Genomic DNA, 12,450 nt, shown 5'->3' with positions numbered 1-12,450 from the left:
ATATATTTAGAGTTCTTTTTTATTAAAAAATTTCAACATTATCTTTATTATTAATTCACCTTATCCTATTACAAAACTTAGTATATAAATTATATTAACTGCTTAAATGTTCACAAGGAATATAGTACTTTTTGCAATAATCTTCTGCAATGGAATTTTTGTAACAACGAATAGTAAGTCTAGGACAAAGATTAAAAGCTCTAGGATGAATATAAGTAACATTTTCTGGAATTACTATTTGATTTAAATATTTGCAATTGACAAAAGAATTTTCGCCTATATATTCCATGCTTGTGGGAATTATTACGTATTTTATAAAATTATTATTGAAAAAAGCATGTGTATTTATGCTTTGTACACCTTGAGGTATAAAATAAGTAGATGTTTGTTTTGAAGGAGGATAACATATGATAGTGTTCATATCACTTGAGAAAAGTACACCTAGCTTAGAGCAGTAATTACTATTTCCTTCTTCTACTTTTATACTTGCTAAGTTGGTACAATTAACAAAGCATTTGTCTTCAACTAAAATAATATCTTCATTTACTAAAAATTCTTTTATATTTTTATCTTCAAAGGAGTCTTTGCTTAGTATGGAAAAGGAATCTAGTTCATCTCTATAATAAGAATTGGATGATTTTTTAGAAGTGGTTTTATTATGTTTTCCTTTATTATTGTTATAAAAAATATAAGAAATAAAAATTATAAGTAGAATAGCTACTGCTACCCCAATTTTAAAGATCATATTTATAACCCCCTTAAAAAATTAAAAAATATCTCTCAGTCTATCATAAGCTAAATTTATTTTTTTATATGTGTCTTCTAATTCTTTTCTAACTTCTGCTGGCATTTCTTCTTTGTTGTATTTGTCAGGATGATAACTTTTAGTCAGATATGCGTATTGTTTTTTTAAGTCTTCTTCTGTGCAATTTTTACTTAAACCAAGTATTTTATAACATTCGTTCAAGTCATCTACAATTTCATCTTCTTTAATTTTCTTATTTTTTTCTTTTAATACTTTATTGTAGATTTGGTCACAAGAATCAGGATCCAAGTTAAATACATTTACAAAATCACTTATTATTTCAGCTTGAGAGTCGTTTAATACTTCGTTGTCTATTAAACATAAAGTTATGAGATGAGAAAGAACTTTAAAATCAAGATTTTTCTTATCTAGAAGTTTGTCTATGGATTTTTTAAGAGAGATAATTGTTTCTTTGTTATAGTCATGAAATCGTCCATAATCGTATTGTGCAAATAACCAAGTCTCTTCACCATTATTCATGTCGAAAGATTCAAAATAATCTATTATATAATCTCTTTCTTTAGGCGATATTTCTTTGTCTGCCTTAGCGCAATAAATAAATAGCCTAATTAAATAATCAGCTGTGGCATTTTCCACATTTTCCTCTAGATTTTCATCTATATAACCTTTTAATAATAAATCTTCCATAAGAGCCATAATAAAACCTCCTTAAATTTTAATATTTCTCAATTAATTAGATTATATATAAAATAATTTTCATCATCAATCATATATATTAAATAAGTTAATAAGTATAAGAATTTTATAAGGAGGATTAGATGTTGAGTGAGGGTGAGGATGTAAAGAAAGAGTGTAATATGGAAGATCTGATTCAAGTTATTATGAATATGAAAAGTGATTTACGAATAATTAATAAAAATAGCAAAAAAAGCATAATGTCTATTGAGTCCTTAAAAGAAGATCTAAATAAGAATAATAAGGAAAATTTTAAACTAAAAAAAGAAATTGAAGAAAGAAAAAGTAACGAGATAAAAATTTATAGAAAAATAATTTTAATTTTAGATCAAATAGATATTTTTCATAAGATTATAGCAGATTTGGATAATGAGGAGTTTTTATATAACTTGGATATAATGAAAAAAATTATTAGTAAAGAAACAAGTGAAATCAACTTAGTTGAAATCAAATCTATGGGAGAGTTTTTTAATCCAGAATTACATAAATGTATTGCAGTGGAAGAAGATATTTTAAAAGAAAGTAAAGAAATTATTGGTGTGATTGAAAAAGGATATATGCTTAGAGGCAAGGTTATAAGACCTGCTTCAGTAATTATAGCAAGGTAGACTCATAACGCCAACGATATGTATTCGCTACCGCTGCAGATATATCCGTTGCTTAAAATGATATGATAAGGAGAAGATGAAATGGGAAAGATAATTGGAATTGACTTGGGGACAACTACTTCGGAAATAGCTTACATAGAAAATGATGAACCGAAAATTATTCCAGACTGTTTTGGAAATAGAATTGTTCCATCAGTAGTTGGAAAGAAAGAAGATAATACTGTTATTGTGGGACAGGTGGCTTATAACCAGCTAATACCATCTCCTGAGAGAACAGTGGCAGAAGTTAAAAGACTTATGGGGTCAGATAGTAAAATTACCATGGGAGAAAAGGAATATATGCCCCATGAAATATCTAGTTTAATTTTAAAAGAGCTAAAAAAATACGCAGAAGATTATTTGGGAGAAGAAGTAGAGGAAGCGGTTATAACTGTACCTGCTAATTTTAACAACTCTCAAAGAAAGGTAACAAAGCTTTCAGGAGAAATGGCAGGTCTTAAGGTTGAAAGAATTATAAATGAACCTACAGCAGCAGCCATGGCTTATGGTATTAATAATGCAGATAAAGAAGAAAAAATCCTTGTTTACGACCTTGGTGGGGGAACTTTTGACGTATCTATTTTAGAAATGTTTGAAGGAATATTAGATGTTAAATCAAGTAGGGGTAATGATAGACTCGGTGGAAAGGATTTTGATAGTAGAATAGAAAAATACATAGAAAAAGAATTTGAAAGAATTTATAATCAAAATTTATATAAAAATCTAGATGTCCAAAATAAATTAAGCATAAAATTAAGAGTAAAAGAAGCTGCTATAAATGCAAAAAAAGAATTATCAAATCAACTATCAACAACTATAAATATACCGTTTATTACTGTTATTGATAATAAACCTGTATCTATAAGTATTGAATTGAAAAGAGACAAATTCAATGAATTAACAAAAGATTTAGTTGAAAAAACTACAGAAAAAATTGGTGAAGCTCTAAAAGCTGCCAACTTAAAAGCAAAAGACATTGACAAAGTGCTCTTAGTTGGTGGTTCTAGTAGAATACCTGCTGTAAAAGAGTTGGTGGAAAGTAAGTTTAAGGGAAAAATTATATCAGGAATAAATCCAGATGAAGCTGTTTCCATGGGAGCTGCAATCCAAGCAGGTATAAAAAGCAATCAAATTACTTGTGAAGAAAATCTTATTATAGCTGATAAATGTAGTCATAATTTAGGCACAAGTATAATAAAAATAGGAGATGGAAAAGTAATTAATGGTGCCTTTGATTGTATAATTCCAATAGACAGTAGCATCCCTTGTTCTAAAAAGAAAGTGTATTACACTGCAGTAGATAACCAGGAAGAGGTAAGGATAGAGGTTTATGAAGGAAATGAAGAGCTTGCAGAAGATAATACAAAGATAGGTGACTTTTTACTTAAAGGTGTGCCGAAGAGTAGAGCAGGAGAAGAGAGTATAGAAGTTCAATTTGATTATGATTTAAATGGCATACTAGAGGTGAAGGCTACTATAATGAGTACAGGCAGCTCAATCAATAAAATTATTGACAATTTCAAATTGATTAAGTTGCCACAAGATGCATTAGTAGACGAAAATTTGTATGAAAGATTTAAAGTAGATGAATGGCTAGAATATGATTTGGCATCAGGAGTTAAAAGTACTGTTGAGCTGGCAGAAAAGAAAATTAAAAGCTCTAAAATAGATAAAGATAATTTTAAATATAGAAAAATAGAAAAGCTATTGGAAGAATTAAAGTTGGCAGTGATTCATGATAATGAAGAACTGGTTGAAAAGTATGATGAAGAATTAACTGATATATTATTTGAAGAATAAATTGTTTAACATAAATTTAATATTGATAGTATTGACTAAGGTAAAAGCCCTTGTTACAATGAATATTAATATTTAAATTGTATATAATAAAATCAGGTGATACTTGCTGTATTACTGGGCTTATAATAGGCAGTGGAAAAAATCCATGGGATAGTTTAAAAACTTTCCATGGATTTTTTTATTTTAATAGGGAGGAAAAATATGGACACAAATTATAAAAAGGTTAAGCAAGTTTTATGGATAATATTGTTTGCAAATTTTGGTGTAGCTATACTGAAAATTGTAGTAGGAATGTCTATAAAAAGTGCTAGTATGACTGCTGATGGTTTTCATTCAATATCAGATGGAACATCTAACATAGTAGGGCTTATAGGAATTGGTATAGCCTCAAAGCCAATGGACAAAGAGCATCCATATGGGCATAATAAGTTTGAAGTCATCTCGGGGCTTTTTATTGGTGCAATGCTTTTATTTTTAGGTGGAAAAATAGTTATCGATGCTATTTCCACATTTAAAAACCCAGTTGCTCCAGACATAACTATTGAAAGCTTGATAGCTTTAATTGTTACTTTAATAATTAATATATTTATATCAAATTATGAATATAGAGTGGGTAAAAAGCTAAACAGTTATATACTTGTCTCAGACTCTCTTCACACTAAAAGTGATATTTTTGTAACTATTGGGGTATTAGCAACATTGATAGGTGTAAAATTAGGTTTACCAGCCATAATTGACCCTATAGCATCTTTGATCGTTGCTTGCTTTATATTTCATGCATCTTATGAGATATTTAAGTCAACAATTGATGTTTTAGTAGACAAAGCAGTAATTGATGAAGATGATATAAAGGAAATTCTCAAAGAATTTGAAGATATAAAGAGCTATCATGACATAAGAAGTAGAGGCAGTGAAAGCAATCTTCATATTGATATGCATGTTATGGTTGAACCTGCCATAACAGTGGAATATTCTCATAGTTTAAGTCATCATATTGAAAATAGAATAAGAGAAAAAATTAATCAAAGTGCAGAAGTTATCGTTCACATAGAACCTTACTATGGAGAAAAATAAGCTTTATATACTATAAGTAAAATAATTTTCTAATTTTTGACAAAAAACATTAATATATATTATTATAATATAAGCACAATAATATAAGAGAAGAAGTATTGTTAAAAAGGAGAGAAAAATGATTTCAGAATACTTAACTAAAAAATTCATAATAAATCATGAAAATACGGAAGATCCAAAAACTAGAAACGCCTATGTATATATGGGCAGTATAGTAGGAATTATATGTAACTTAGTATTATCTATTGTTAAAATAAGTGTAGGATTTATAAGTGGCAGTGTTTCTATTACAGCAGATGGTTTTAATAACTTATCAGATATGGCGTCTTCTGTAATAACTATGATAGGTATTAAGATGGCAAATAGACCAGCTGATAGAGAACATCCATTTGGTCATGGAAGAATAGAGTATTTATCAGCATTAGTGGTAGCGTTTATGGTTATGCTTGTAGGTGCTCAATTTATAAAAACATCTATAGATAGAATCATGAATCCTGTACCAATAACTTTTGAAATGATACCATTTATTTTATTACTTTTATCTTTAATAATAAAGTTTTGGCTTAGTAGATTTAATAAATATGTGGGAGAAAAAATAAATTCCTCAGCATTGAAAGCAGCTTCAGTAGATGCCCTTGGAGATGTGTTTACTTCTAGTTGTGTACTAATTTCATTTTTAGCTGCAAAATTTACCACACTACCAATAGATGGTTATGTAGGTTTAGTTGTTTCAGTAGCCATACTATATGCAGGTTATTCTTTAGTTAAAGAGACAATAAGCCCACTTCTTGGTGAAGCACCAGATGAAGAATTGGTAAAAGCAATTAAACAAGGCGTTTTATCTTATGATAATATAATGGGTGTTCATGATTTAATAATTCATAATTATGGTGTAGGTAAATGTATGGCATCTATTCATGCTGAAATACCTTCGAATATTGATTTAATAACAATTCATGAGATTATAGATAGTGCAGAAAGAGAAATTTCACAAAAGCTAAATATATATTTAGTTATTCATATGGATCCAATGTGTATTCATGATGATAAAATAAATGAAGTTAAAGGAAAAGTTCAAAATATACTCTCAAAATTTGATGCTGTAAAATCTATGCATGACTTTAGAATTACAGAAGGAGAAAATAAGATAAACCTAATATTTGATATTGAAGTGGATGCTCACAATATTAATACAAAGAACAAGGAAGAAGAACTTAGAAGTCATCTAATAGAAGCCATTAAGAAAATGAATCCTTTATATAATTGTGTAATTACTATAGATAAATATTTTTAAAAAAATTACTGGGAAGAACCCAGTAATTTTTTATTTGACTTTTATAATTTTTATTGTACTGTAATCGCTGTAATAATCTTTTTTATTATCTGTTCTCACAGCTTTTACTTTATAATAATATGTTTTTTTCTTAGTTACTTTTTTATCTGTATATGTAGTTTTATTACCTTTTGCATAACCTATATAGTGATAATTACCATTTTTAGAAGTTGATCTATATATCTTATATTTAGTTGCTCTGTTAACTTTATTCCAAGACAGATTAACATTTGACTTAGATGATTTTAGAGTAACAGTAGGTTTATATAATTTTGTTATAACCCTAACCTTTGAGTAATCACCATAATAATATTCATTGTTAACTTTCTTAATTACTTTAATTCTATAATTATAAATGGTTCCTGAAGCTCTGCTTTTATCAGTGTAACGAACAGAATTAGATTTTGGATTTTCTTTTATTGTAGTTATTTTATCATATTCTTTAGTTTTAACATTATATCTGTAAATTGCATAACCATAAGATCCTCTTACAGGTTTACAAGAAAGAGTTACCTGTGAAGTAGTATAACTTTCCACCTTAAAACTATTAACTGCCTTAGGTATAATTTTAAATTTAATAGTGTGTTCACCATAATATTTACCAAGACCTGTTATTTTGATAGATGCAGTTCCTATAGATTTATTGTTACTATATTCTACTTTGTAATCTACGCCTTTAACTAATTTAGTTTTTGATGAATACAAATTTCCCAAATCAGGCTTTATATAGTTACCTGTATAAACTTGAGAGGAAATAGTTTTATACTTTAATTTACTAATATTTTCTGAAACTTTTATTTTACATGTATCAAATATATCATTGTCTAATTTAGCTGTGATAGTGGCTTCTCCGGCACCTACTGCTTTTACATTTCCATTTAAATCAACAGTAGCTATATTCTTATTACTTGAAGTCCAAGTTATCTTTTTACTGGCATAATCTGAAGGAGTTATAGTAGCTTTTAAATTTGTAGTATTTCCTTTGTCTAAGTTAAGAGAAGTTTTATTTAAACTTATTATATAGTCAGACACAGTTACACTACACTTGGCAGTTAAATTATTACTTGTTTTAGCTGTAATAATTGCTTTTCCAGGAGAAACTCCAGTCACTGTTCCATTATTATCTACTTTTGCTATGTTTTCATTACTTGAAGACCAGGTAATATTCTTGTCTAAAACATGATAAGGATATAAAGTAGTATTTAATTTAAATGATGAATTATTTGTAGTTAAATTAATACTGCTTTTGTTTAAGGTTATCTTTTGATAAGCTAAAGCCTTACTCATATTAGGAATACCATGTCCGTAATATTTATCCCAACCTTTTGCACCGAAATCTTCTGAACTTGAAATTATTAATGATTCAACTTTTGCAGGAGTCATATTAGGGTTAGCCAGCTTTATTAATGCAGCAATGGCAGAAATATGAGGAGCTGATAAAGAAGTACCATTTTCCTTAGTATAACCACCTTTATAAGAACAAGTTAATATTTCATAACCTGGTGCAGCTACATCAACTGTATTTCCATAGTTTGAAAAGTATGCTATTTCATCTGATTGAGTGGAAGCTGAAGTAACTATTACTGAATCCATATCTGCTGGACATGAATAAGACACATTTTCACTATCATTTCCAGCTGAAGTAACGACAACCACATTTTTTTTAAGAGCATATTCTACCGCATCATGTAAAAAAGAATGGTGAACTCCACCGAAACTTAAATTTAATACATCAGCACCGTTGTCAACGGCATATCTTATTCCTAGTGCTATATTAGATGTACTACCTTTACCATCACTATTAAAAGTTTTTACTGGCAAAATTTTAACATTTAAATTTGGAGTACAGTCTACAAGTACACCAGCCATGGCAGTACCATGTCCATTTAGGTCGTTGGGAGTATTATCATTGTCTAAAAAATCCCAACCATTAGATAAAATTCTATTCTTAAGAAAAGGATGATTTACAATCCCAGAGTCAACCACACCTACAGTGATTTCCTTTGACTTATTAGGTAAATAATTGGCATACTTATCTATTTGAAGACGTTCAACACCCCAAGAATTAAATGAGCTTTTTGATAAAGTAGATTCATTAATGCTCTTTGAACTTTGTGTATTTTCGATTTCCAATTCTATATCAGGCTCAACATATTTTACATTTACATTTGAATTAAGTTTTTCAAAAGCTTCCTTTGTTGACTTTTCACTATCAAACTGTAAAAAATATAAATTATCAGGACCTGATATAATGTCTTTTGCACCCAAGTCAGCTAGATTTAAATTATCAATTTTTGATTTTACTATTAAACGTTTACTGGAATATTTTGAGTTTGAAGATTGCTTTACTTGATTTTCCTCTATAAGATTTGATAATTCACTGGAAAGGTCATCGTAGTTATCTACTTTTTCCATTTGTGGCGAATCTGCATCTGCTATAGTTGTTGTATTTTTCAGAAAAATAAAAGTAAAAGTAAGTATTGAGAAAGTAATTACTATTTTTCTTAACTTATTCATTTGTTCCCCCTAATTTTAAATTTTAAGTATATTATACAATAAAATATGTGGAAATAAATAGAATTTTGTCAATAAAAAAGGAATTTACTATGATTAATAATAGTAAACTCCTTTTCCTATTTATAAAGATAATTTAAAAACTATCTTTTTATATCTATAACGTTTTGAACTAAAGCTCTACATCTTCCACAACCAGACCCTGCTTTAGTAGCTTCTGCAACTTTTTCAACTGTATCACAACCGTTGTTTACTGCACTTACAACATCCGCTAATGATACTTTTTTACATCCACATACTGAAGCTAATATTTCTTCTATTGCCCCAGCACATCCACCACATCCAGTAGCAGCTCCTGTTTTTTCTTTGATTTCTTCTAAAGTTCTTGCACCATCTATCATTGCCATTCTTATATCTATATAAGAAACATTTTTACAATGACATATTATTTTATTTCCTGCCATAATTATTCCTCCGTAATATTATTAATTTATAAATACTGAATCAGTACTTTTAATTTTATACCAAGACATATGTAATTTCAAACAATTATTTTTAATTAATATTAGAAATAATAATAAATTTGAACTAGGTTTTTATTGAATAAAACTAAATATTCTGAATATAGATATTCATATTTACAATTATTCATTTTCTGATATAATTACATTAATAAAAAACTCGGAAATACATGAAATGCCGGGGATTAAATCATGATGAAAGAAAAAATGAATGGAAAGATGTCATAATGAATGAATATATCTTATTAAAACTTGCAATTAATTAAATGATAAATATTATGACTATGAAAATTCTAATCAAAAATGGAGGCAGAAATGGAGACTACAAAGAAAAAATTTAACTTAACAACGAAAATTTTTATAGCATTAATATTAGGTGCAATATTTGGTATAATTCTACATTACTTTGTACCGGCAAGTACTTTTAGAGACAAGATCTTAGTAGATGGAGTATTTTATATAATAGGAAACGGATTTTTAAGATTGATGCAAATGCTTGTTGTTCCTTTAGTATTTTGCTCTTTAGTATGTGGAGCATCAGCAATTGGTGATACAAAAACCCTAGGAAAAGTAGGAATTAAAACTATGGGATTTTACTTAATAACTACTGCACTTGCTGTAGCAGTTGCTTTATCTGTGGCAAAAGTAATTAATCCAGGAATAGGGCTTGATATATCAGCTATAGAACAAACAAAAACTACTATAGCAGAGACTGCAGGCTTTGCTGATACTTTATTAGACATAATACCTAAAAACCCTATACAAGGTTTAGCAGAAGGAAATATGCTTCAAATAATTTTATTTGCCATATTAATTGGTATAATACTTGCAAAATTAGGTAAGAAAGTAGATGTGGTATCTAAATTTTTTGCACAATTTAACGATGTAATGATGGAAATGACAATGATAGTTATGAAGGTTGCTCCTATAGGTGTTTTTTGCTTAATATCTAAAACATTTGCAAACATAGGATTTGATGCTTTTGTACCAATGTTAAAATATATGTTTAGTGTGTTCTTTGCCCTTGGTTTACAATGTTTTGTTGTTTACATGTCAATGTTTAAAGGATTTACAGGTTTAAATCCAGTTAAATTTATAAAGAAATTTGCACCAGTTATGGGGTTTGCATTTTCTACAGCAACATCAAATGCTACAATACCAATGTCAATTGATACTTTAGAGAAAAAAATTGGAGTAAATAAGAAAATATCTTCATTTACTATACCTCTAGGAGCTACTGTAAACATGGATGGTACAGCAATAATGCAAGGTGTGGCAGTTGTATTCGTTGCCCAGGCATTCCATGTGGATTTAACATTTGTTGATTATTTAACTGTTATTGCAACAGCTACATTAGCATCAATAGGTACAGCAGGAGTTCCAGGTGTTGGTTTAATTACTCTTTCTATGGTGTTTAACTCTGTAGGACTTCCAGTGGAAGGTATAGCATTAATTATGGGTATAGACAGAATACTTGATATGACTAGAACTGCTGTAAATATAACAGGAGATGCTGTTTGTACTGCTATAGTTGCTCATCAAAATGGAGATTTAGATAGAGAAGTATTTGAAAATTATGAAGAAGAAGATCAAGCAGCGCTTGCTTAGATATAAAATAGAATGTGGAAATTCTAATATTAAAGGGTGTATCAATTTTGATACACCCTTTTAGCACCTATAATTTGCTTAAACCTTAAGAATTTGTAAAATATCATAAGTTTGTTGACGATATTAAATATTAACAATACTATTTATGATGTAGTTGTATAAATAATTAAAATAATAAATGGCTTTATATAAAAGGAAGGAGAAAATTTTATGAAAAAGATAGGATTGAGATGTTTACTAACTCTAGTATTATTAACATGTTTAAGGCTAGTTTATGTAACAATATATAAAGTGCCTTTTTTTGAACAAGTTTTTATTAGTACATCTATTGGTTTAATAATTGGAATAACATTAGTAGACGTAATTTTAAGTAAATCAAAGGTTAGATAACTTACAATAGAATCTAAAAGAGATTATTGATTTAATAACATAAGTATAAATTATTTAAGGGCGTATCAATTTTGATACACCCTTTATATATAAAACTACAATTTATTTATTTATAAAGTAGCCCTAAACAAAATGAGTTCTTGACTCTCACTACCCTAAGGCCTATTGATAGTATTTATGGTTGGATTTTATATTCAATAAATATCCACCGTTAATAAATAAATTGTAGCCTATTAAATATTATGTAACTTTATTATTATATATACTCTAAATAAAAAATAATAAAATAGCTTGGAATTTATACTTATGAAAATGAAAGGAAGATGATAATGAAGACGTATATAAAAATTATTGGTTATTTGGGGATGTTTATTTTTATAGTGCTAAATATAGTAAATCGCTTAACTGCTATAAATGATATGATTTATGGAATTGTAATGATTTTATCATTAATAATGTTTATCCCTCTTTGTGTGCAAGAAGTGTTGTCACTGAAGAATAAATAAATCATTGCTTATAATATAATTACACCAAATTTTAGACAGAAACGAAGGAGGACTTATAATGGATCATATTTATCCAGATAAATCACATAAAAAAAAGATAAGAGGACAAAGCCGTAAATTTAAGGATATGGAAAATAACATAATAGAATTAACCTCAGAATTTCCTAAAAAAGAAGAGATTTATGAAGATGATTTATGCTATGAAGGAGAGTTGTGGTTTATTGGTGAAATAGAAGTAAAATAAGCCTATATCTTAATGTAAGATATAGGCTTATTTTTGTAATAGAATTCTGTAATAAATCATTAATTTACTTAATCTTCTGATCAATAAGAAAATATATAATCATTGCTGGAAAAACAATAAATGATATGTATTCGATAGGAATTATATTAAGTAATAGCAATAATCCAAGGATTACAATAAAAATACCGGTTCCTATATCTACAAATAAATTTATTTTTTCAGTTTTTTCTTTATAGTATTCTACTGATGTAAAAATAATAATTATTATTCCTAAAACTATGGACATCATACCAGGTGATTTCATAAATATTA

General features: G+C 28.0%; 13 protein-coding genes. 8 read left to right on the top strand and 5 right to left on the bottom strand.

Annotated elements, in window-relative coordinates; genetic code table 11:
• Positions 1–94 precede the first annotated feature (94 nt).
• Positions 95–745: a leucine-rich repeat protein gene (locus tag K0039_RS00505; RefSeq protein ID WP_228103104.1), complete on the bottom strand. Its 651-nt coding sequence runs from the start codon at positions 743–745 to the stop codon at positions 95–97.
• Between the two features lie 21 nt (positions 746–766).
• Positions 767–1,462, bottom strand: coding sequence for a DnaJ domain-containing protein (locus tag K0039_RS00500; RefSeq protein ID WP_228103103.1), 696 nt, complete (start codon positions 1,460–1,462; stop codon positions 767–769).
• 122 nt (positions 1,463–1,584) lie between these two features.
• Between K0039_RS00500 and K0039_RS00495 the strand changes: the two genes are divergently transcribed.
• The 4 genes from K0039_RS00495 to K0039_RS00480 all read left to right on the top strand — a co-directional run bounded on the left by K0039_RS00495 (position 1,585) and on the right by K0039_RS00480 (position 6,316).
• A complete protein-coding gene (locus K0039_RS00495) occupies positions 1,585–2,109 on the top strand; it encodes a nucleotide exchange factor GrpE (protein ID WP_228103102.1) in 525 nt (174 codons plus the stop codon).
• 81 nt (positions 2,110–2,190) lie between these two features.
• Entirely contained in the window at positions 2,191–3,948 is a 1,758-nt protein-coding gene (locus K0039_RS00490; protein ID WP_228103101.1) for an Hsp70 family protein, read from the top strand.
• Positions 3,949–4,149: 201 nt separating this feature from the next.
• The gene (locus K0039_RS00485) at positions 4,150–5,022 is read left to right on the top strand and encodes a cation diffusion facilitator family transporter (RefSeq protein ID WP_228103100.1); all 873 of its coding nucleotides are present in this window, start codon (positions 4,150–4,152) and stop codon (positions 5,020–5,022) included.
• Between the two features lie 118 nt (positions 5,023–5,140).
• Positions 5,141–6,316 (top strand): cation diffusion facilitator family transporter, encoded by a 1,176-nt coding sequence (locus tag K0039_RS00480; RefSeq protein WP_228103099.1) that lies wholly within the window; start codon positions 5,141–5,143, stop codon positions 6,314–6,316.
• Positions 6,317–6,346: 30 nt separating this feature from the next.
• Here K0039_RS00480 and K0039_RS00475 read toward each other — a convergent pair whose 3' ends face one another.
• Positions 6,347–8,872 carry a S8 family serine peptidase gene (locus K0039_RS00475; protein WP_228103098.1) on the bottom strand — a complete coding sequence of 842 codons (2,526 nt, stop codon included), beginning with the start codon at positions 8,870–8,872 and terminating at the stop codon, positions 6,347–6,349.
• 140 nt (positions 8,873–9,012) lie between these two features.
• On the bottom strand, positions 9,013–9,333 hold the full coding sequence (locus K0039_RS00470) for a (2Fe-2S)-binding protein (RefSeq protein WP_228103097.1): 321 nt from the start codon (positions 9,331–9,333) through the stop codon (positions 9,013–9,015).
• Between the two features lie 372 nt (positions 9,334–9,705).
• Between K0039_RS00470 and K0039_RS00465 the strand changes: the two genes are divergently transcribed.
• The 4 genes from K0039_RS00465 to K0039_RS00450 all read left to right on the top strand — a co-directional run bounded on the left by K0039_RS00465 (position 9,706) and on the right by K0039_RS00450 (position 12,138).
• Positions 9,706–10,998: a dicarboxylate/amino acid:cation symporter gene (locus K0039_RS00465; RefSeq protein WP_228103096.1), complete on the top strand. Its 1,293-nt coding sequence runs from the start codon at positions 9,706–9,708 to the stop codon at positions 10,996–10,998.
• A 210-nt stretch (positions 10,999–11,208) separates the two neighbouring features.
• Positions 11,209–11,388: a hypothetical protein gene (locus K0039_RS00460; RefSeq protein ID WP_228103095.1), complete on the top strand. Its 180-nt coding sequence runs from the start codon at positions 11,209–11,211 to the stop codon at positions 11,386–11,388.
• 329 nt (positions 11,389–11,717) lie between these two features.
• On the top strand, positions 11,718–11,894 hold the full coding sequence (locus K0039_RS00455) for a hypothetical protein (RefSeq protein ID WP_228103094.1): 177 nt from the start codon (positions 11,718–11,720) through the stop codon (positions 11,892–11,894).
• Between the two features lie 58 nt (positions 11,895–11,952).
• Entirely contained in the window at positions 11,953–12,138 is a 186-nt protein-coding gene (locus tag K0039_RS00450; protein ID WP_228103093.1) for a hypothetical protein, read from the top strand.
• 64 nt (positions 12,139–12,202) lie between these two features.
• Here K0039_RS00450 and K0039_RS00445 read toward each other — a convergent pair whose 3' ends face one another.
• Positions 12,203–12,442 carry a hypothetical protein gene (locus K0039_RS00445; RefSeq protein WP_228103092.1) on the bottom strand — a complete coding sequence of 80 codons (240 nt, stop codon included), beginning with the start codon at positions 12,440–12,442 and terminating at the stop codon, positions 12,203–12,205.
• Positions 12,443–12,450: the final 8 nt, after the last annotated feature.

This window comes from Terrisporobacter mayombei (assembly GCF_020748465.1).
GTDB classification, from domain to species: Bacteria; Bacillota; Clostridia; order Peptostreptococcales; family Peptostreptococcaceae; genus Terrisporobacter; species Terrisporobacter mayombei.
This window is presented reverse-complemented; position numbering and strand designations above follow the sequence as displayed.